The sequence below is a fragment of the Vibrio sp. HM8-C genome, from assembly GCF_058630515.1.
In genome coordinates this window covers 130,159-149,908 of record NZ_JBMMKS010000008.1, presented here as the reverse complement: position 1 = coordinate 149,908, position 19,750 = coordinate 130,159, and the positions used below count along the sequence as shown (strand labels likewise).

General features: G+C 41.4%; 18 protein-coding genes. 12 read left to right on the top strand and 6 right to left on the bottom strand.

Going from position 1 to position 19,750, the window contains the following annotated elements; translation table 11 throughout:
- Nucleotides 1-486: 486 nt before the first annotated feature.
- The 6 genes from ACOSVQ_RS11420 to ACOSVQ_RS11395 all read left to right on the top strand — a co-directional run bounded on the left by ACOSVQ_RS11420 (nucleotide 487) and on the right by ACOSVQ_RS11395 (nucleotide 8,186).
- On the top strand, nucleotides 487-1,374 hold the full coding sequence (locus ACOSVQ_RS11420; RefSeq protein WP_491982686.1) for a carbohydrate ABC transporter permease: 888 nt from the start codon (nucleotides 487-489) through the stop codon (nucleotides 1,372-1,374).
- Nucleotides 1,374-2,267 (top strand): carbohydrate ABC transporter permease, encoded by an 894-nt coding sequence (locus tag ACOSVQ_RS11415; protein ID WP_491982685.1) that lies wholly within the window; start codon nucleotides 1,374-1,376, stop codon nucleotides 2,265-2,267. Before ACOSVQ_RS11420 ends, ACOSVQ_RS11415 begins: the two co-directional genes overlap by 1 nt.
- Before the next feature lie 18 nt (nucleotides 2,268-2,285).
- Nucleotides 2,286-3,422, top strand: a complete 1,137-nt coding sequence (locus ACOSVQ_RS11410) for an ABC transporter ATP-binding protein (RefSeq protein WP_491982684.1) — start codon at nucleotides 2,286-2,288, stop codon at nucleotides 3,420-3,422.
- Between the two features lie 16 nt (nucleotides 3,423-3,438).
- Entirely contained in the window at nucleotides 3,439-4,719 is a 1,281-nt protein-coding gene (locus ACOSVQ_RS11405; RefSeq protein ID WP_491982683.1) for an ABC transporter substrate-binding protein, read from the top strand.
- 320 nt (nucleotides 4,720-5,039) lie between these two features.
- Nucleotides 5,040-6,701: a pectate lyase gene (locus tag ACOSVQ_RS11400; protein ID WP_491982682.1), complete on the top strand. Its 1,662-nt coding sequence runs from the start codon at nucleotides 5,040-5,042 to the stop codon at nucleotides 6,699-6,701.
- 12 nt (nucleotides 6,702-6,713) lie between these two features.
- The gene (locus tag ACOSVQ_RS11395; protein WP_491982681.1) at nucleotides 6,714-8,186 is read left to right on the top strand and encodes an EmmdR/YeeO family multidrug/toxin efflux MATE transporter; all 1,473 of its coding nucleotides are present in this window, start codon (nucleotides 6,714-6,716) and stop codon (nucleotides 8,184-8,186) included.
- 47 nt (nucleotides 8,187-8,233) lie between these two features.
- Here ACOSVQ_RS11395 and ACOSVQ_RS11390 read toward each other — a convergent pair whose 3' ends face one another.
- The 3 genes from ACOSVQ_RS11390 to ACOSVQ_RS11380 form a co-directional block, all read right to left on the bottom strand.
- Complete coding sequence (locus tag ACOSVQ_RS11390) at nucleotides 8,234-9,163, bottom strand: alpha/beta hydrolase (RefSeq protein ID WP_491982680.1); 930 nt, start codon at nucleotides 9,161-9,163, stop codon at nucleotides 8,234-8,236.
- A 180-nt stretch (nucleotides 9,164-9,343) separates the two neighbouring features.
- Nucleotides 9,344-9,667 (bottom strand): cupin domain-containing protein, encoded by a 324-nt coding sequence (locus ACOSVQ_RS11385; RefSeq protein WP_042481078.1) that lies wholly within the window; start codon nucleotides 9,665-9,667, stop codon nucleotides 9,344-9,346.
- Between the two features lie 13 nt (nucleotides 9,668-9,680).
- The gene (locus ACOSVQ_RS11380) at nucleotides 9,681-10,199 is read right to left on the bottom strand and encodes a YgjV family protein (RefSeq protein WP_491982679.1); all 519 of its coding nucleotides are present in this window, start codon (nucleotides 10,197-10,199) and stop codon (nucleotides 9,681-9,683) included.
- A gap of 585 nt (nucleotides 10,200-10,784) precedes the next feature.
- Between ACOSVQ_RS11380 and ACOSVQ_RS11375 the strand changes: the two genes are divergently transcribed.
- Complete coding sequence (locus ACOSVQ_RS11375; protein WP_491982678.1) at nucleotides 10,785-12,650, top strand: DUF294 nucleotidyltransferase-like domain-containing protein; 1,866 nt, start codon at nucleotides 10,785-10,787, stop codon at nucleotides 12,648-12,650.
- 3 nt (nucleotides 12,651-12,653) lie between these two features.
- Nucleotides 12,654-13,370 carry a 3'-5' exonuclease gene (locus ACOSVQ_RS11370; protein WP_491982677.1) on the top strand — a complete coding sequence of 239 codons (717 nt, stop codon included), beginning with the start codon at nucleotides 12,654-12,656 and terminating at the stop codon, nucleotides 13,368-13,370.
- Nucleotides 13,371-13,445: 75 nt separating this feature from the next.
- Here the strand turns inward: ACOSVQ_RS11370 and ACOSVQ_RS11365 are convergent, their stop codons facing one another.
- Nucleotides 13,446-13,988 carry a helix-turn-helix domain-containing protein gene (locus ACOSVQ_RS11365; RefSeq protein ID WP_491982676.1) on the bottom strand — a complete coding sequence of 181 codons (543 nt, stop codon included), beginning with the start codon at nucleotides 13,986-13,988 and terminating at the stop codon, nucleotides 13,446-13,448.
- A 98-nt stretch (nucleotides 13,989-14,086) separates the two neighbouring features.
- Here ACOSVQ_RS11365 and ACOSVQ_RS11360 point away from each other — a divergent pair, with 98 nt between their 5' ends.
- Nucleotides 14,087-15,247, top strand: coding sequence for a benzoate/H(+) symporter BenE family transporter (locus ACOSVQ_RS11360; protein WP_491982675.1), 1,161 nt, complete (start codon nucleotides 14,087-14,089; stop codon nucleotides 15,245-15,247).
- An 8-nt stretch (nucleotides 15,248-15,255) separates the two neighbouring features.
- Here the strand turns inward: ACOSVQ_RS11360 and ACOSVQ_RS11355 are convergent, their stop codons facing one another.
- The gene (locus tag ACOSVQ_RS11355; protein ID WP_491982674.1) at nucleotides 15,256-15,612 is read right to left on the bottom strand and encodes a DnaJ family domain-containing protein; all 357 of its coding nucleotides are present in this window, start codon (nucleotides 15,610-15,612) and stop codon (nucleotides 15,256-15,258) included.
- A 178-nt stretch (nucleotides 15,613-15,790) separates the two neighbouring features.
- Between ACOSVQ_RS11355 and ACOSVQ_RS11350 the strand changes: the two genes are divergently transcribed.
- Both ACOSVQ_RS11350 and ACOSVQ_RS11345 read left to right on the top strand, forming a co-directional pair.
- The gene (locus ACOSVQ_RS11350; protein ID WP_491982673.1) at nucleotides 15,791-16,210 is read left to right on the top strand and encodes an EF-hand domain-containing protein; all 420 of its coding nucleotides are present in this window, start codon (nucleotides 15,791-15,793) and stop codon (nucleotides 16,208-16,210) included.
- A gap of 139 nt (nucleotides 16,211-16,349) precedes the next feature.
- Nucleotides 16,350-17,048: a DUF8692 domain-containing protein gene (locus tag ACOSVQ_RS11345; RefSeq protein ID WP_491982672.1), complete on the top strand. Its 699-nt coding sequence runs from the start codon at nucleotides 16,350-16,352 to the stop codon at nucleotides 17,046-17,048.
- A gap of 49 nt (nucleotides 17,049-17,097) precedes the next feature.
- Here ACOSVQ_RS11345 and ACOSVQ_RS11340 read toward each other — a convergent pair whose 3' ends face one another.
- On the bottom strand, nucleotides 17,098-17,640 hold the full coding sequence (locus ACOSVQ_RS11340) for a glutathione peroxidase (RefSeq protein WP_491982671.1): 543 nt from the start codon (nucleotides 17,638-17,640) through the stop codon (nucleotides 17,098-17,100).
- Nucleotides 17,641-18,075: 435 nt separating this feature from the next.
- Here ACOSVQ_RS11340 and ACOSVQ_RS11335 point away from each other — a divergent pair, with 435 nt between their 5' ends.
- Nucleotides 18,076-19,665 (top strand): methyl-accepting chemotaxis protein, encoded by a 1,590-nt coding sequence (locus tag ACOSVQ_RS11335; protein ID WP_491982670.1) that lies wholly within the window; start codon nucleotides 18,076-18,078, stop codon nucleotides 19,663-19,665.
- The last annotated feature ends 85 nt before the right edge of the window (nucleotides 19,666-19,750 follow it).

Below are 19,750 nucleotides of genomic sequence, written 5' to 3'. Positions count from 1 at the left end.
TTGGTTGTTTCATACTTTAGTTTATTTATAGAGCTCCTCATTTCGAACGATAAACGTGTTTTTAATATATTTTTCATCGTGAAATAAATATTTATTGACCAAGATCAAGTAACCATTTTGAGGTATGTAATAGCACGGAGATTTTGTGTCAGATTGGCCCTACAGGCTAGTTATGTATTGTTGATTGCTTTACTAACTATCTAATTATTATGGATATATTTTTTAATTTGTTCTGGTATGACCTGTAAATAAAAAACGTCAAATTTCAAGTTAAATCTACTTTTAGAAACACGCAACCTTCAAAATAGGAACTGTGTTTCACTTTTTTATAATTTCCCATCAAAAATAATATCCAAGATCACAAATTATAAGTTTCCGCATGGTAATCGTTATAAATTCGCGTTTAATAGATAACAGAAGTCGATGGGTGTCTTAGGAAAGAACTTATCTAACCCACCGGCAGTTAAACTTAACGAGGACGAGAAAATGTATGAAAATCGTAAGCTAGGATTAGCGTACCTATCTCCCTACATTATAGGGTTGATAGTGTTTACCGCTTTTCCATTCATTTCATCATTCGTGATGAGCTTTACCGATTATGACATGATGACTTCACCAGAATTCATCGGTATTGAAAACTATCGGTATATGCTCACTGAAGATGATACTTTTTGGAAATCAATGAGCGTTACATTCTTGTACGTTTTCTTGACCATTCCAGTAAAACTAGCGTTTGCACTTGGTATCGCGTTTATCCTTAACTTCAAGCTAAAAGGTATTGGCTTCTTCCGTACTGCTTACTACATCCCTTCTATTCTAGGTAGTAGTATTGCAATCGCGGTTCTTTGGCGTGCTCTTTTTGCTATCGATGGTGTACTTAACGGTGCTTTAGGTTTCATCGGCGTCGATCCAATCAACTGGTTGGGTGAACCGGCTTTCGCGCTATTCTCTATTACATTATTGCGTGCGTGGCAATTCGGTTCTGCTATGGTTATCTTCCTTGCAGCCCTACAAAACGTTCCACAATCTCAGTATGAAGCTGCGATGATCGACGGTGCGAGTAAATGGCAGATGTTTCTTAAAGTAACTGTGCCACTGATTACTCCAGTTATCTTCTTCAACTTCATCATGCAAACAACGCAAGCGTTCCAAGAATTTACGGCTCCTTACGTTATCACTGGCGGCGGCCCAATGAAGTCAACTTACCTGATCTCTCTATACATCTATGAGACAGCGTTTAAGTTCTTTGATATGGGTTACGGTTCTGCATTGGCATGGGCACTGTTCATCGTAGTTGCAATCTTTACGTCAATCACATTCCGTTCGTCGAAGTACTGGGTGTTCTACTCAGGTGATAAGGGAGGCAGATCATAATGACTACTGCAATTTCAGACACTGCTGTTTCTAACGTAGAAAATGAGCGCACGATTCGTCGTGAAAAGATTAACGCAGCAATCCGTTACATCGTATTGATTGCTGTTGGTTTCCTGATGCTTTACCCACTATTGTGGATGTTTACTGCAGCAATGAAACCAAACCATGAAATCTTCTCTTCAATGAGCTTGATCCCAAGCGAATGGAGTATGGAAGGCTTCATCAACGGTTGGAAAACCGGTACTGAATTTACATTTGGTCACTACATCCTGAATACATTCTACTATGTATTACCAAAAGTATTCTTTACTGTTGTTTCTTCAACAATCGTAGCTTACGCGTTCGCGCGTTTTGAAATCCCGTTTAAGAAGTTCTGGTTTGCTACGCTAATCGCAAGCATCCTGCTTCCACAATCTGTACTACTTATTCCGCAATACATCATGTTCCGCGAAATGGGTTTACTTGATAGCTATCTACCTTTGTACTTGCCACTGGCATTTGCAACACAAGGCTTCTTCGTATTCATGCTGGTTCAGTTCCTACGTGGCGTACCAACAGACATGGAAGAAGCAGCAATGATTGATGGTTGTAACTCGTTCCAAGTGCTATGGCACGTAGTGGTTCCAGTTATCCGCCCAGCAATTATCTCTGTTGCACTGTTCCAGTTCATGTGGTCAGTAAACGATTTCTTAGGTCCACTTATCTACGTATCGAGTGTAGAGAAGTACCCAATTGCACTTGCTCTAAAAATGTCTATCGACGTTACAGAAGGCGCGAAGTGGAATGAAATCCTAGCAATGGCATCTATCGCTATCATCCCGTCAATCGTCGTGTTCTTCATGTCTCAGAAGTACTTTATTGAAGGCGCAGCTAGCAGCGGTATTAAAGGTTAATTTTTTGGAGTAAGTAAAATGGCAGAAGTTAAATTTAATAAACTAGAGAAAGTTTATTCAAACGGTTTCAAAGCAGTACACGGTATCGACCTAACAATTAAAGATGGTGAGTTCCTAGTAATCGTAGGTCCATCGGGTTGTGCAAAATCAACTACGCTACGCATGCTAGCGGGTCTAGAAACAATCAGCGGTGGTGAAATCACTATCGGCGGTACAGTAGTAAACAACCTAGCACCAAAAGATCGCGGTATTGCGATGGTGTTCCAGAACTATGCTCTATACCCACACATGACTGTAGAAGAGAACCTAGGTTTTGGTTTGAAACTACAAAAGCTACCAAAAGAAGAGATTGAAGCACGCGTTAAAGAAGCTGCTGAAATTCTTGAAATTGAAGAGCTATTAGATCGTCTACCACGTCAGCTTTCTGGTGGTCAGGCTCAACGTGTAGCAGTAGGTCGTGCAATCGTTAAGAAACCAGAAGTGTTCTTATTCGATGAACCACTATCTAACCTAGATGCAAAACTACGTGCTTCGATGCGTGTTCGTATCTCTGACTTACACCGTCACCTGAAAGAGTCAGGTAATCCAGCAACTGCGGTTTACGTAACGCACGACCAAACAGAAGCGATGACCATGGGTGACCGTATCTGTGTAATGAAACTTGGCGAAATCATGCAGGTTGATACTCCTACTGAGTTATACAACAACCCTGTAAACATGTTCGTAGCAGGTTTCATCGGTGCGCCAGAAATGAACCTCCTTGATGCAAACATCATTGATGAAGATAACCAAATGTTTGTCACTCTTGGTGAACAACGTTTGGCTTTACCAGAAGTTAAATCACAGGCGGTTCGTGCAAGTGGTTACGACAAAACTGTGTTTGGTATCCGTCCAGATAACATCACTCTTTCACTAGCTGATGATGAAAGTGTTCAAACTATTGTTGGTGATGTAGTTCGCATGGAGAACATGGGTCACGAAGTATTTGTTTACTTCCGCGTTGGTGACAAAGAGCTAACAGCTCGCGTTCCAGTGGACGATGTTCGCGCGAAACTAGATATGAAATTACAGAAAGGTGTGAAGTTTGCTGTTGATATGAGCAAGGTACACATTTTCGATAAGAAAACTGAGAAAAACATTTCTCTACTAAAATAAAACTGGAGATATATCCATGAATCAAAAGGTATTGACTACACTTATCGCTGCTGCAATCGGTGCAACTTCTGCTTCAGCTTTTGCTGACGTTGAGTTGCGTATGTCATGGTGGGGTGGTAACGACCGTCACCAATCAACACTGCAAGCGTTGAAAAAGTTTGAAGAGAAAAACCCAGGTATCACAGTGAAAGCTGAATACACTGGCTGGGATGGTCACACTTCACGTATGACTACTCAGGTTGCAGGTAATACTGAACCAGATGTAATGCAAACTAACTACAACTGGCTACCTCTATTCTCTAAAAATGGTGACGGCTTCTACGATATGAACCAGCAGAAAGATGCTCTTCATATGGCTGTGTTCCCTAAATCTGCACTAGATATGACTACTATCGGTGGCAGAGTTAACGGTCTTCCAGTAAGTATGACATCTCGTGTGTTCTACTTTAACAAGACTATGTTTGAGAAAGCAGGCGTAGAATACCCAACTAACTGGGATGAGCTAATGGCTGCTGGTAAAGCATTCGAGAAGAATCTTGGTGCAGATTACTACCCACTAGTTGTTGAATCACGTGACGTGTTTGCTATGAACCGTTCATATATGATCCAAACAATGGGCAAAGACGTTATCGATGCAGAAAAAGTTGTTCTGAACTATGACCAAAAAGAGATGGAATCATTCTTCCAACTTTACGTTGATCAAGTTAAGAACCACGTATTCCCATCAACTAAAGAGTTCGCTTCTTACGGTAAAGGTAACCTTTACGAAATGCGTCCTTGGATTGATGGTCGCTTCGGTGGTCTATACATGTGGGATACAGCAATCAGCAAATACGCAGCTAACCTAGATCCTTCAATGTCTCTAGAACTAGCTCCATACCCAATGGCACCAGGCGCAACTGACTCAGGTCTACTAGCTCGTCCATCAATGATGTTCTCTATGGGTCGTAACACTAAGCACCCAGAAGAAGCAGCTAAGTTAATCAACTTCCTGTTGAATGATGCAGATGGCGTTCAAATTCTAGGTCTGTCTCGTGGTATCCCACTAAGCTCAGAAGGTCTTGAAGCTCTACATACAGCAAACAAGATCGACCAAAACAGCTTGGGTTACCTAGGTTACCTACAAGGTCAATCACTACCTAAAGTGATTCTTCCAACAACTTACACTGATAACGCACAGCTAATGGAGCTATTCGGTGAAGTAATGGAAAAACTAGACTACGGTCAAACAGATGTTAAATCTGCAGCGTCTGACTTCATTCGTCGCGGTAACCGTATCCTAAAACGCATTAACTAATCATGCGTTGGTTTAGTCTCCCTTCGGGGAGATTAAATACCCAAGTGGCGTAATGTCACTTGGGTTTATTTGTTTATATATTTTTGCTTGTACCAAGTTGTGTAGCCAAGTCTGAAATTGTAACTTACAGGTTGTTAACTGACGGATTTTAGCTCACAGATCTATCGCTGATAGGTTCATAGCAAACAGAAAAATATTCTTATCCCGTTAATGTCTTTTTAGTAAAACCTAGCGGCGTGTGTTTTTCTTTTTGTTATTAACACATGTAGCCATAAGCACATGTAGCTATCTACGCTTGCCTTATATTTGGAGAAAGTATTATGTCTGAGTCTCGTGTTTCTCTGCTTCCCATTATTAATCGCTTCTATCAGCAATCTTTAGAGCTTGGTAAATCTTCCAATAGCCCGTTAATGGCAGACGGTATCAATGTTAAAACCTTAAAACCGGTTGAATGGATTTATCCTGATGGTCATCACGTACCAATGAGCAACTTTGCTAGTCAGCAAAACTTAATGCGTGGCTATTTGGCATTGAGCATGTTGACGGGTAATAACCTTTATCTTCATGAAGCGCAAAACATCACAGAATATTTCCTAGAACACTACGCAGATAAAACAAGTGGTTTGCTTCAATGGGGCGGTCACCGTTTTGTTAACTTAGAGAATGGCGACATTGAAGGCCCAGCAAGTAAAGAATGTGTACACGAACTCAAGCATCATTTCCCTTTTTATGACTTGCTATTTCAAATGCAGCCTGAGGCAACAGAGAACTTTTTGAAAGGCTTCTGGGCCGCCCATGTAACGGATTGGGAAAAGCTCGATTTAACGCGTCATGGGGAATACGGTAAATCGTTCCCAGCAGATTTGTTTAAAGTTCATCAACCAAAAGACGTCGTTGATCCTGCTAAATGGCCAGAGCTGCCAGAAACTGTTGGACTCACATTTGTTAACGCATCTACAGACTTAATTTATGCTGCATGTCATTACTACCGCTATACCGGTGATGAAGATGCGCTCAAATGGGCGAAACATCTCTATCGTCAGTTTGTAGCGGCTCGTCATCCTGAAACACATATGCCGGTTTATCAATTCTCTTCTCCGAAACAGCGTGAGCCTATCCCTGAAGATGATCGTCTGACCTATTCTTGGTTTGGTGACCGAGCTAAGCGTCAATTTGGTCCAGAGTTTGGCGCTATTGCACGCGAGGCGAATGTGTTGTTCCGTGATTGTTGGGCTGTGGTCGTCGACAATCCTTTAGCCATGTTGTCGTGTGTACAAAACCTGAATGACGAAGAATGGCTCAACTGGGTTATCGAAGGCATTGTGGGGTACTTTTCACATGCTTGGGATGCTGAAACCAATGAAGTATTGCCAATGTGGACCGATGGCACAGACTTAACCGGTTTTTCATTCAAACGTCATGGCTATTACGGAGAGATGGGAACAACTCTGGCACGTCGCCCAGCCGATCCCGCTTATCTTCTGACGTTGATTCGTGCGTCTCGTGCAAGCAGCAATCCTGAAGTGAAAGAACTTACTGCGAAGATGTTCGAGCGTTTTGGTCTTGGTTCTTTAGATGTAAACTCTTTAGTACCAACATCGGTTGCTACTGAAACGGATATTGCATCAACGTATCTACTATTTGCGCTGTTGGAACTGTATCAACATAGTGAAGATACTCGCCTTCTTACTCTGGCAGATTGTGTTGCACAGAACTTGATTGCAAAGCACTACCACGAAGAGAGCGGGTTGTTTGTTGAAGATCTTACTCAAGAGCATGCACGTTTAGACGACCCAATCGCTTATGCACTAGTGGCTTTAGAAGCTGCGTATGCGGGCGTATATGATGACATCCCACAGATGATTTCTACGGGTGGATATTTGCACGGTGACCGTAATGTAAACGGCGAAATAAAAGTGGTATATGACCGTGATGTAATATATGGTCAGCCTCACAATGAAATGGCTATGGTTGCGCGTTAAGTAGGAGTCGCCATGTCAAACTCTTCTTCGGAACCTGGACCCATAGGGAATAAACCTCATGGGCCTTTGTTTCCAAAATTATCTTTAAAAGTTCGTTATCGCCATAAAGTTTTATTAATACGCCATGTTTGGCCATTTACTTGGCCAATCATTCTAGAGCTTTCTTGCGTCGTGCTAATGGGAATCATCAGTACGGTACTTGTTGCTCGACTTGGTGCAGATAAGACTGCCGCAGTGGGTTTCACCGACGGTATAACTTGGATCATTATTTCGGTAATGACGGCTGTTGCACTCGGTGGTTCTGTTGTTGTCGCCCAGTCATTCGGGCGAGGGGATAGGGCTTCTGCATTATCTGCTGCGGGGCAGGTTATGGTGCTTGGGATGTTCGTTGCCCTTGTATCTATGCTCTCAATCTTCCTGTTTTCCGATTCCATGCTCTATATCGTTGCTTATGGTGCGGAAGATGAGGTTATTGCGCTCAGTGATAAGTATTTAAATCTGGTTGCTTTAAGTTATCCGGCGTTGGCGATAACGCTCGTGGGTAGCGGTATATTACGCGCAGTCGGTAACTCTCGATTACCCGCAATGTCCAACATTGCTATGAACGTGCTAAACATACTTTTCAGCTATCCGTTGATATATGGATTGCATGGTTTGCTAGGCATCGAATGGCAAGGTTTTGGAATGCTCGGGGCTGCACTAGGTATTACTTTAGCTCGTTGGGCTGGCGCCGTAATAATCCTAGTCTGCTTAACTCGCAACAGTACTTTTATCGTCACTCTCCGTCAGTATTTTACTGGGTTTGATAAGAAGATCCTATTCGACATTTTGGGCGTTGGTGTTCCAGCCAGTGTTGAATCCCTCATGTTTAATTTGGGTAAACTTATTACGCAAATCATGGTTGCAGGCCTTGGCACTGTTGCAATGGCAGGGAACGTTATTACCTTCTCATTGTTGTTACTGCTGAACATCCCTGGAAATGCATTAGCGATGACATCAACGGTATTAGTAGGGAAAAGGCTGGGACAAAACAAACCTAAAGTTGCCTTTCAGGAAATGCAGCTTATTTTCTGGACGGCGACGATAGTACTATGTTTGTTCTCCGCGGTGTTCGTTCCGCTGTCTCCTTATATGGCAGCTTGGTATACAGATGAAGCTGAAGTTGTCGAAGTAATACTCAATCTGGTATTTATCAACGCGATAATGATGCCTGTTTGGGCCGCTTCTTGGGTACTACCAGCTGCGTTTAAAGGAGCAAAAGACGCCAAGTTTGCCATGTACATTTCCATTGCCAGCATGTGGGGTGGACGCATTATTCTTGGTTATATACTGGGGATTCATTTCTCATTTGGCATTTATGGTATTTGGGTTGGTATGTTCGCAGACTGGTGGATTCGTGGATCAATCTTCTATTTGAGGATGATGAGGCTCGGATGGCTTAAGAGTTACCTAAAAGTGAAAGCCATTTCTGCATTAACGAAATAAACCCAAATGGCCCCTGAAGTCTAGAAATATCATGGGCCATTTTGTTGTTAGCAAATTGATATTTGAATATGGCTAGCCCCTAAAACATGGCTAATCCAGTTATGAAATAGAGTAGGCCACTGGTGGGCAGGCATATCTTTTACTTTTTCAATTCCGAACCCATGACCGCCTTCGTTGAACAAATGCATTTCTACAGGGACTTGATGTTCCCTTAAGGCTTGCCAGAGCAGCAGGCTATTTTCGACAGGTACTGATTCATCATCGCTTGAATGCACTACAAAACATGCAGGCATTTCGCTATGTACACATTTCTCAATCGAATAACGCTGTAAAGTCTCTTCTGTGATATCTGAACCTAGTAACTCAATCGCTGAACCTTTGTGACCAAACTTTGTATCCATAGTGATAACGGGATACATCAGCCCGCAAAAATCAGGTTTGGCCGATAGGTTGTCTATTTCATCTAAAGCGTCATAGGTAGGAGTGTCGAATCGAGTAGCAAGTTGTCCAGTAAGATGACCTCCGGCAGAGAAGCCGAGTACGCCTATTTTTTCAATGTTCCATTTTTGACGGTTGCCTCGTACCCAACGTATAGCTCTTTGTGCATCTGCCAGTGAAGTTTCCGCTCCAAGAGGGTGTCCTTCTCCCGGCATACGATAGGTGGCAACAAACACAGTGTAACCAAGTTTTATAAGGGTGTTTCCGACATCACGGCCTTCATTATCAATCGATATTCTTTGATAGCTACCACCGGGAAACACAACAATACCAATGCCGTTGGACTGTGCAGGGGCATATACCATGATTTCAGGAGCGGATACACCTGCGATGAGTCTATTCGATGAAAGGTCTAATGGGTCTCTATGCCAAACGGATGCTTGAGTATTTTCAGCACACGCAGATTTAGGCCAATATTGGTAAACATGTTGGGTTTCGTTGAGCTGTAATAACGAAGAAAACTGTTGGCTAGAATCCATCTTAATCTCTCTAAACACAATTCTATGAGCGGGTCACTATAACAACTAAACAGCACTGAAAAATGGATAAAGCTATTGTTTTCCAGAGATAAAAAAAGCCAGTCTATAAGACTGGCAAGGAGATCCATTAGTCCCTATGCGTCGGGAACAGGAATATCGTTGTTATAAGAAACTTTTTAATTAAGCGATGAAGTCTTTACGCATTGGCGTAAAGTTATCAAGTAGAACGCCTTTTTCTAAACATACACAGCCATGCATAACGTTTGGCTCTTTGTACAGTGCGTCACCAGCTTTTACGATTTTCTTCTCATCACCGATAGTGAATTCAAATTCGCCAGAAAGAACGTAAGTTAGCTGCTCGTGTGGGTGGTTGTGTAGAGTACCAACAGCACCTTTTTCGAAGTAAACTTCTACGCTCATGATGTTTTCGCTGTATGCAAGGATTTTGCGAGAAATACCATTGCCTAGATCTTCTAATTTCACGTCTTTGTTGTATACGAACATAGCTTGCCCTTACTTATATTGCTTCTGATGGAATTGCAGTTTTCTTTTTATCGCTAACTAAGCGATAAATGGTCAGCAAGTTAACGCAAATTAACGTTGCTTCCAGCATAGTCCCGCCAATCGATCCGACTATAATGTTGTTGATTAACCAACAAATGCCTCCGGTTAAGAAGGCGATACGCATGGTAATGCCTTTAAGCATAAATACCGCGTATGTACCGATAACTGTTCCAAGGATAGGCCACATGTCCCACCAATGGTTGGTAATACTTAGACCTAATCCAAGGCCCAAGACTACAAATATAGCAGCGACATATTTTGAAGACGTATAGATAGACGTCCCCGTTCTTGCTGCCGATAACGCCGCGCTCAATGTCGACGTCATAGATCCGAGTAAAAAGAAATGAATCAAGTGATTAATGTTAAAAATCAACATGATGATTTTCAATTTACGATCATCTTTCTGATAAAAGGTAGAAATACCTAAAGCAAAACTGACAAAACCTAAAGCCTGAGCAAACGAAAATTCCATCAAACTCTCACACCCAAAAGGTTACAAACCACTGAGTAAGATAAAAATCTACTCAGAACCGTTTTTGACTGTACTTCGCTAGTCGGTTCCCCGTCTTGTAGCGAGCCATTCAGGTAATCTCACTTTTGCCACTAATGCTAACTTGCCGCTTAACGCTAAACTTGAGGAGTCTGGCACTAGTATCAGAGTGTTCTATGAATCGTACAGTACACAAAAATTTATTTTTTATCAATTATTTTTAAAACCGCTTTTCATTTTAGTGATTTGTGACACTTTTCTTGTTCAAAGATACAAGTAAACAATGAATAGGAGTTCTAATTGGGTGTGGTTAAATTTACATTTGAAAACATGAAGATAACTAGTTTTTAATGGTCGATTTTTACACGCCAACCGCTGTCCACCAATAGAAGTTTGCTAATTTTTTTGCATAGCAAAGCAGCAATTAGTTACTATACAATGATGGTATTAAAACAGCGTTTCAGTATTATAGTGTTTATCTAGCTAAACTGAAATACATCGGACACGAATTAATCGTCTTCAATGGCAAATAGTTCAGTTCATCATTAATAATGAAGATAGGTAATTATGGGTACTTCAATTACTCCCAACATCCAAAGTTTTTTGGTCAAAATAGATCCTTTTGACCGACTACCTTCCTCAGTAGTGGCAACGATCGCTAACTCGATCAAAATAAAATACTTGGTTGAGGGGGAGGTGATTGGTTTTAGCGCTTTGTGTGAACAGCGCTACCTCTACATTATTAGAACAGGTGCGATTGAACAGAGAACTCCGCTCGGTGAGCTACGCTCGCGTTTAGGTGAAGAAGACCAATTCGGATTTACTTTCTTGCAACCACTAGCGCATTCTGAAGATGGTTATCAGGCGGAAGCGATTGAAGATTCGTTACTGTATTTGATTCCCCATCAAGTGCTAAAAGATGTGTGCGAAAGTCACCCAGAGTTCGAAGATTACTTCGCAGCGAAAGCCAATATTCGTCTGAGTTCGGCGATTAAACAGGTGGCTCGTAAAGAAGACAAGGGCTTATTCTTCAGAACCGTTGGTGAAATAGCCAGTGAAAACATCACCATCGTTGATGTTGAGGATTCAATCAAAGACGTTGCCCGAGAGATGTGTGGCAGACAACGCAGTTCGTGTGCGGTCGTTATGAAGAATAACGAGATTGCTGGTTTGGTTACTGACCGAGATATGACTCGCTCAGTGGTTGCAACCAGTATCGACACTGATATGCCTATCTCTATGGTTATGACTCCAAATCCAGTTTTGGTAGAAAGCAGCTCAAAAGTCATCGAAGCAATCTCGTTGATGTTGCAATACAACATTCGTTGCTTACCTGTAGTGAACGACAGGAAGGTAGTTGGTTTATTAACGACAACGCACCTTGTCCACAACCATAGAACTCAGTCACTGTTCCTAATTCAGAAAATCAAATACACCAGTTCTATTAGTGCATTGGCTGTGTTGAAAGAAGAACGTGAGACCATCTTCCAAGCCTTGGTTGAAAGTGGTGTAAGTGCTGAAATTCAGGGTCGAGTCATGTCGACTATTATGGATGCCTTTACACGTCGCATTATTCAATTGAGCGAAGATCTGCTTGGTCCTGCGCCATGCGACTACGCTTGGATTGTTGCGGGTTCACATGCGCGTAATGAAGTGCATATGCTTTCGGATCAGGATAGCGCTTTGGTTTTATCTGACGATGTGACAGATGACCAAAAAGCGTACTTCACTCACTTAGCTATGAAAGTGTGTAACGGCCTAGCGGCATGCGGTTATCCGTTATGTGATGGCAAATATATGGCTGCATCACCGAAATGGTGCCAACCAATTTCGGTGTGGAAAGACTATTACAGTAAGTGGGTCTCTAGCCCTGAATACAACAAGCTACTAAGTATCAGTGTGTTCCTCGAAGTGCGTTCTATCTATGGTAACCGCGACTATGCAGAACAAATCCAGCAGCATCTGCATGACTGTATTCAAAAGAGTGGTAAGTTTATTCCAGCTCTAGTGCGTGATGCTATAGATACTCAGCCGCCACTAAGCATCTTCAACAGTTTAGTTTTGGAAAAAGGCGGCGAGAATAGCAACACGCTGAATATCAAAAAGTACGCGTTAAATCTGATCATCGACTTAGCTCGCATATTTAGCTTGGCTGCCGGAGGGTCTCTAACCGGGACTGAAGAACGTTTTCGATATGCGGCTGAACACGGCACTTTATCGGAAGATAGTTGCCAGAACATTATTGGTGCATATCGATTTTTAACTCAGGTTCGCTTTCGTCATCAGCTCAATGCTGTATTGTCTGGTCGTGTGCCGAACAACAATATTTCACCGGATGAGTTCAGTAGTTTTGAAAGAAAGCACCTGAAAGATGCATTTAAAATTATCAGTGAATTACAGGATGTGGCAAAACTGAAGTTCCTAGTGGGGTAAAACATGATTCGTCGTATGTTTAAAGGGACTGAGTCTCATTCGGCGTCAGAAGAGTTAAGAAGGTCTGCAGCGGTCAATGAACATTGGTCCAAGGCATTTAAAGATTATATGTCACAACCTCTGGCTGATTTAGACACATCACTCGACCAGCTTGAGTATTTAGCTATCGACTTTGAAACGTCGGGATTGAATGTTCAAAAGGACAAAATTCTGTCGATTGGCATGGTTGAGTTCACGTTGGATCAGATTGAACTGTCCAGTTCTGAAGAGCTGTTGATTGATAATGGTGAATACATCAAAGCGGAATCTGCTGAGATCAATGGCTTAACACCACAAGCATTAGCTGATGGTGTTTCCTTAGAACAGGGCATGGAGCGTTTGCTTGAAAGGGCAAAAGGAAAAGTGATTCTTGCGCATAGCTGTAATATCGAAAAAAGCTTTATTGAGGCGTTTTTAGAACAAAACTTTCAGATAGATGTGTTTCCTGCGTATTTCATCGATACGATTCACATCGAAAAACGCTTCAGTTACGCGGGTAAAACGGGTTCACATAAAAGTTACCAACTTAATGACATGCGGCGTCATTACAAGTTGCCGAACTATCTTGAGCATTCAGCAGCAAGCGATGCGCTATCTTGTGCTGAACTGTTTCTTGTTCAATACAAAAAACTTAAGCTCGAACATATCAAGGGAATGAGTCTCAAGAAGATTCAGTCTTAGTTAAGATTGCAGGTAACCAGTTTTTCAGATCAAACTAAAATAAAACCGCCTATTTGGCGGCTTTATTTTCAGCAACTATCTTCTCGGGTAACTCACGATATTCTGAAATATCGTCTTCTCAGCAACTGCTTGATAGCCGTGTGGTTGGTCGGCCATAAAACGTATACTCTCTCCTTGAACCACATTGTGCCATTCTCCTTCGAAATAAAGCATAAGGTCACCGTCGAGTACGTGAACATGCTCTATAACGCCCACATCGTGAGCTTCTGACATCTGTAGATGTTTATCAGTCAACGTGATTTCAAACATCTCAAAACCAGCATCTTCACGAAACGGAAAGAGTGTATTCACTTTCATCTTAGGGTCGTCTGGAAAGGTTAGTTCGCTGCTGCGAAGTTCTGGCTCATCAGCAAAAAACGCAGAGAATGAAGTTTCCAAACCGCTGGCGATTTTCCATAAGGTTGAAATTGTTGGGCTTGATTCACCTCGCTCTATTTGTCCCAGCATTGCTTTGGAAACCCCGGTTAGCTTGGATGCTGCATCGAGACTTAACCCTTTCTCTGTACGAAGTGAGCGTAAATAATTGGCAATCTGAGTTTTGAAAATAGTGTCGTCCACAATTGATTTCCTTGTTGTGCGCTATAGCGCACAGTGATATTCTCAGCTGCGTACGTTATAGCGCACAATGGAATGAATTTCTAGAAATAGGGAAGAGAATGCATAAGGGATTATTTAACCTAAGCCATGTATCGGCTGGATTTACTGCGGTATTAGTCGGCTATACCAGCTCGGTTGTCATCATCATTCAAGCAGCAACGGCTGCTGGTGCAACATCTACTCAAATAGAAAGCTGGTTGTTAGCACTTGGTTTAGTAATGGGTGTTTCTTCCATCTCGTTCTCTTGGTTTTTTAAAAAACCAGTCTTAACCGCGTGGTCAACTCCGGGGGCAGCAATGCTTGTTGCCGCGGTTGGGCAATACGAGATGTCTGTAGTGATAGGGGCCTTTGTTATTTCAGGCTTATTGATATTGCTGACTGGATTGATATCGCCATTAAGCAAAGCGCTGGCGAACATTCCCCCTCAGTTAGCAACGGCTATGTTGGGCGCTATTCTACTTTCGTTCTGTGTAAAAACCTTTAGTCCAGTGATGACAAATCCGAATATTTTCTTTGTCATGTTTGCAGCGTTCTTAATCGGTAAACGTTTTTTACCGCAATACACGATGGCAATCTTACTGGCTGTTGGAATAGCTTGCTCTATAGTAAGTGGTGCTTTCGATAATCAAAACATCACTCTAAATTTTGCTAAGCCAGAATGGGTCTCTCCGAATTTTGAACTATCAGCGATGATTAACTTAAGCCTTCCGCTTTATATCATTACTATGCTGTCTCAGAATTTACCCGGTATTGCCATGATGAGATCGCATGCTTATGAAGTGCCGGTAAAACCGCTACTGTTAGGTACAGGTGCTGCGAATATCTTGTTCGCACCTTTTGGTGGTTTTAGCGTGAACTTGGCTGCTATCTCTGCAGCAATTTGCATGAATAAAGATGTCGATGAAGACCCAGCGCAGAGATACAAAGCAGTCATCTGGGCAGGGGTGTTTTATCTCATTGCTGGCATATGGGCCACGACCGTTGTAGCAATTTTCCTTGCTCTACCTAAAGAAGTGACACACATTCTGGCGGGCTTGGCGCTGTTGGGAACCTTGCTAATGTGTTTCCAGACAGCATTTAAGGATGAAAGTATACGAGAATCTGCCTTATATACATTCTTGATTACAATGTCTGGAATTACATTTCTTGGTATCAGCTCTGTTGTATGGGGATTAGTCGCTGGTCTTTTGCATATTCGCTTTGTAGTAAAAAAGGCTTGATACAGGATTTATAGGAATTTATTACGGTGTAGATACTGAAAAATAAAGCGTGTATCTGCACCTCTCAATTTCATACGTAACTCGATCTGCCTTAATTTTTTAATCATATCCAACTCTTCGTTAGATTCTTTCTTGCATTGTTCTAATAAGTCACATAGCTGAAGTGCGAGCTTTCTGTCTTCAAGCTCCGGCGGAATATAACCTGCATTCTTTAGAATACGATAGCCAACGCGAAGATGTTCTGGAACCATTCTGTCATCGTCTAGTTCAAGCGGTTTTCCATTTCCTGCGAGGTCTTGTAACTGACCATCTTCAATCGCTTTCATGATTCTTTGCTCGGCAATACGATCAATTAATAAACTCATAATCTCTCCTTGTTACCTAAAAGGTTAAACCTATGAGAGGCAAAATCAATACAAGCTGCGGAATGACAAAATTGGAAAAGATTAGATGAGGCTTCCAATATCGTTTGCAAAGGTACACGTCTGCTCGAATATTTGCCTATGATTAAGTAGTTGCTAATGAACTGTTATAGGTACAAAAATGAACAGACATATTGTTACATTAGTTGCCCTTACCATTGTCCTACCTTTCAATGTGATGGCAGCAGAAGAAGCCGAAGCTCCAAAGTTTATTCCTCCTACGTTTGCAGATGTTGATACCAATAAAGATGGTTCTGTGAGTCTAGAAGAGCTAGATGCATATCGTGAAACTATGCGTGCAGAAATGGGTAATGAAGACGGAAAACAGATGAATCGCAGAGATTCCGTCAGTGCTTTTGCTTCTTTTGATAAAAATAAAGACGGTATTATTACTGAAGCTGAGTTTGCAGCACATGCAAAATATTCAAACCCAGGCAATGGAACTGGAGAACTTAAAGCGTACAAAAATAACAACAGCAATAAAGAAAAGAATGAGAACAAAGGCAACGGAAAGTCTAACGGTAAAGGCAATTCAAATTAATCGCTGAGTTAAAAGTAAGAATTGGATTAAATAGCGTAAAAGTAGTGGTTATTAACATTTTGATTCTATGAGTTTTCATTGAGTTTAGTACTATACTGATGAAACTTAATGCATTGTATTTCATCCATAGAGAGTAAAAATGGCTATTACGCTGAAGCCCCAGAAAGTGCTGCAGTTCTTTCTGATGATTATCGGTCTTTTACTATTGGCGAATATCGCTGGGATTGTCGCTAAGTTCTATATGAATTTCCCGCATATTAAGAGCTTTATTCGCCTTGTTGATTTCGATACAGAAATGAACGTACCGACTTTGTATTCATCGTTCGCTATGTTTGTTGCTAGTGCATTATTAGCTCTTGTTGGATATATCCACAGAACGAGAAAAGAACCGTCTTTAGCTTGGTTTGGTCTTGCTTTTATCTTTACCTTTTTGTCGATTGATGAATCTTCAGAATTTCACGAAATGCTGGTGGGTCCTGTGCGCGAAACGCTTCATACATCTGGAGTGTTTTATTTCGCTTGGGTTATTCCATATGGAATTTTAGCTATCGTATTGGGAATTGCTTATTTTAAGTTTCTATTCAATCTTCCGAGAAACATTCTGGGTTTATTTGTGCTGTCCGGTTTGGTTTTCTTATCTGGCGCTCTGGGGTTAGAGTTGGTTGGTGGTGTCATCGCTCAAAGTTCAGGTACCGACTCATTGATATATGCCATAAGCTACACTTTCGAAGAGTTGTTAGAAATGATAGGTATTGCATTGTTGATTTATACAACGGCGCGCTACATCGCTCAGCTTTTTCCCAACCTGCAAATCAGATTTTCTGAACTCACAGAATAGCTCAAAAAGAAAATGCCCCGAACAACGGGGCATTTTCATTAAAACGAAATTAAGCTAGTGCTTCTTCAATTGCTTTAGAAAGAATTTCATGGTCTGGTGCCATATCTGGTGCGAAATGACCAATGACTTCACCTTCCTTACTCACTAGGAACTTTTCAAAGTTCCATAGGATATCGCCTTCTTTTGCTTCAATACCGTAACCTTTTAGTTTTGCAACAAAACCGCTGTCAGGTGCAGTTGTGCGCTCTGGCTGCGCAGAGAAAAGTTGTTGATACAGAGGGTGACGGCCTTGTCCATTCACTTCGATCTTGCTGAAGAGAGGGAATGTAACGCCAAAACGCATAGTACAGAAAGATTGGATGTCTGCTTCTTGCCCAGGCTCTTGAGCGCCAAATTGGTTACATGGGAAGCCTAGAATTTCTAAGCCATTATCTTTTTGAGCTTGATAAAGTTTCTCTAAGCCTTCGTATTGAGGTGTTAGACCACACTCAGATGCGGTATTCACAATAAGCAATACTTTGCCTTTAAAGTCAGCCAGCTTTTGTTGTTTGCCTTCAATTGTTACCAATTCGATATCGTAAATTGAGCTCATTATTCTGTCCTTGTATTTAGGTTGAAGTATTTTCTTTCTACATTTCTTAATGAAGTTGTAGCGGTTAATGCCAAAACTTCAAGATGGTTAAATTTAGTGGTATTAAAGTAACGCACAATTATATTGTGTGCAATCATATTCTTAGTAATACTTCAGTGCTGGCTTAGCAAAGTAATAACCGTGTATTCAGTGGTTATTGCGAGGGCTAAAGTCAAGGAACTTCACATATTTAGTCGGCTCAACAGCCTGTGTCGAATTTTCTTGTAATAAGACCCCCATGTTAATCAGCCTTCATTTGCCTAGCAGATTTATAAATGTCTCTTTCAGACTAGGTAAGTGATCCTATCGATGAACGATAAATTAGAAAACTTTTCAAACTCATCTAAAGTTTTATAAGTACTAAAGTAACAAATCGTTTACAAAGAGAGATAGGTTATGAAAATCAGTACCAAGCTCTATTTATGTATTGCAGTTCTGGCGTCACTTATCGCAATTAATGCATGGTTCAGTCATCTAAGTTCTTCAAAACTAATCGGTGCAATTGAGTATATTACTGGTCCTGCGTGGTCAACTGCTGATGGGGCGATGGAAGGTACCATTGGTATTCAGGCTGAGGTCATTGTGCTGCAGCGTTATGCTTTGAGCGCATTAACTAAAGAGCAAGCGAAAGCCGAATTGATTGAACTTGATAAAATGGTCAATGAGTCGTTTTCGCGTCTAAAAGAGGCAAGTTTAATTGAGTTCAAGAAGACTCAAGAGCTCGATCAACAATTAGCTCAGTTCAATCAATATAAGGTGATGTTATTAGAATCAAACCAAGACGATATTTCAAAAAAACTATCTCAGTTGATGGCTCATCTTGAGGGGATGAATGTATTTATTGGTGACCTTGAAGAACAAGGTGATGCGAAGGTTGAACTCACAGCGAAAACTTTAGAAGAAACGGTAGCAAGCATTAAATTTTCTGAACGGGTAGTGCTCGTAATTGCGTGTTTAATTGCGCTGTTTGTTGTGATTTTTATCAAGTCAGGTGTGATTAGTCCAATACAAACAATCATCAATAAAATCGCAGACTTATCGCAAGGTTCGGGTAATCTCAATTCTCGTCTAAATGTGAAAACGAACGATGAAATGGGACAATTATCAACCAACATCAACAATTTTATCGAAGTCGTCTTCAATGTGGTTTCTCAGGTCACGCATACCATCCACAATACCACTAATTTAGCCAATACCATCGGAACTAATCTGCAAGATATCGACCACACGGCGAGACAACAGAGCAAAGAGACAGAACAAGTATCATCTACAATCAGCCAAATGTCTTCGTCATTGGCAGATGTGGCTTCTTCATCCGCACACACCCAAACACGATCGGAACAAGTTCAAGAGAAATCGTTATCAGGGCAACAAACGTTAAATAGTACGATGACTTCGCTAGATAGTGTTGTTTCTGCAATGGCTCAAGCTTCAGATGTGATTAGTACTCTTGAACAGGATGGTCAAAACATCGGTACTGTTCTAGAGGTAATTCGCAGTATTGCTGAGCAAACCAATTTGTTGGCTCTTAATGCGGCAATCGAAGCGGCACGAGCAGGTGAATCTGGACGAGGGTTCGCTGTGGTCGCAGATGAAGTGCGTAATCTCGCGAATCGAACACATCAATCGACCATCGAAATTCAAACTGTAGTAGAACGAATTCAGAACGGTTCAGCCAATGCGGCTAAAGTGATGAGAGAATCTCAAGAGTTGACTCATAGAGTATCGGAGCAAGCGAAAACAGCAATCGTCATTTTCGACGAAATTATCACTTCCATTGAGGACTTCAGTTCTCAAAATCAGCAAATAACAGTCAATACTAACGAACAAAGTACCGTTGCAGAGCTACTTCAACATCGCATTGCGACCATTTCAGATAATGCTCGCACAAATGCTGATTTAACCGAATCGAGTGTCAACGTGAAAGATGATTTACTAGCGCAACTCTCATCTTTGAAAGAACAAATTAAACGTTTTGGTATTTAGATATTTGGTTATATGTTAATTGATGAGTTAAGTTTTTAAGTGTCTGAAGCTTATGACTTAACAAGTTTATGGCTTAATTTAAGTC

What these genes read in the sequence shown, in the direction of transcription:
- ACOSVQ_RS11420 (WP_491982686.1), top strand. Translation starts at nt 487, where the DNA reads ATGTATGAAAATCGTAAGCTAGGATTAGCGTACCTATCTCCCTACATT.
- ACOSVQ_RS11415 (WP_491982685.1), top strand. Translation starts at nt 1,374, where the DNA reads ATGACTACTGCAATTTCAGACACTGCTGTTTCTAACGTAGAAAATGAG.
- ACOSVQ_RS11410 (WP_491982684.1), top strand. Translation starts at nt 2,286, where the DNA reads ATGGCAGAAGTTAAATTTAATAAACTAGAGAAAGTTTATTCAAACGGT.
- ACOSVQ_RS11405 (WP_491982683.1), top strand. Translation starts at nt 3,439, where the DNA reads ATGAATCAAAAGGTATTGACTACACTTATCGCTGCTGCAATCGGTGCA.
- ACOSVQ_RS11400 (WP_491982682.1), top strand. Translation starts at nt 5,040, where the DNA reads ATGTCTGAGTCTCGTGTTTCTCTGCTTCCCATTATTAATCGCTTCTAT.
- ACOSVQ_RS11395 (WP_491982681.1), top strand. Translation starts at nt 6,714, where the DNA reads ATGTCAAACTCTTCTTCGGAACCTGGACCCATAGGGAATAAACCTCAT.
- ACOSVQ_RS11390 (WP_491982680.1), bottom strand. Translation starts at nt 9,163, where the DNA reads ATGGATTCTAGCCAACAGTTTTCTTCGTTATTACAGCTCAACGAAACC.
- ACOSVQ_RS11385 (WP_042481078.1), bottom strand. Translation starts at nt 9,667, where the DNA reads ATGTTCGTATACAACAAAGACGTGAAATTAGAAGATCTAGGCAATGGT.
- ACOSVQ_RS11380 (WP_491982679.1), bottom strand. Translation starts at nt 10,199, where the DNA reads ATGGAATTTTCGTTTGCTCAGGCTTTAGGTTTTGTCAGTTTTGCTTTA.
- ACOSVQ_RS11375 (WP_491982678.1), top strand. Translation starts at nt 10,785, where the DNA reads ATGGGTACTTCAATTACTCCCAACATCCAAAGTTTTTTGGTCAAAATA.
- ACOSVQ_RS11370 (WP_491982677.1), top strand. Translation starts at nt 12,654, where the DNA reads ATGATTCGTCGTATGTTTAAAGGGACTGAGTCTCATTCGGCGTCAGAA.
- ACOSVQ_RS11360 (WP_491982675.1), top strand. Translation starts at nt 14,087, where the DNA reads ATGCATAAGGGATTATTTAACCTAAGCCATGTATCGGCTGGATTTACT.
- ACOSVQ_RS11355 (WP_491982674.1), bottom strand. Translation starts at nt 15,612, where the DNA reads ATGAGTTTATTAATTGATCGTATTGCCGAGCAAAGAATCATGAAAGCG.
- ACOSVQ_RS11350 (WP_491982673.1), top strand. Translation starts at nt 15,791, where the DNA reads ATGAACAGACATATTGTTACATTAGTTGCCCTTACCATTGTCCTACCT.
- ACOSVQ_RS11345 (WP_491982672.1), top strand. Translation starts at nt 16,350, where the DNA reads ATGGCTATTACGCTGAAGCCCCAGAAAGTGCTGCAGTTCTTTCTGATG.
- ACOSVQ_RS11340 (WP_491982671.1), bottom strand. Translation starts at nt 17,640, where the DNA reads ATGAGCTCAATTTACGATATCGAATTGGTAACAATTGAAGGCAAACAA.
- ACOSVQ_RS11335 (WP_491982670.1), top strand. Translation starts at nt 18,076, where the DNA reads ATGAAAATCAGTACCAAGCTCTATTTATGTATTGCAGTTCTGGCGTCA.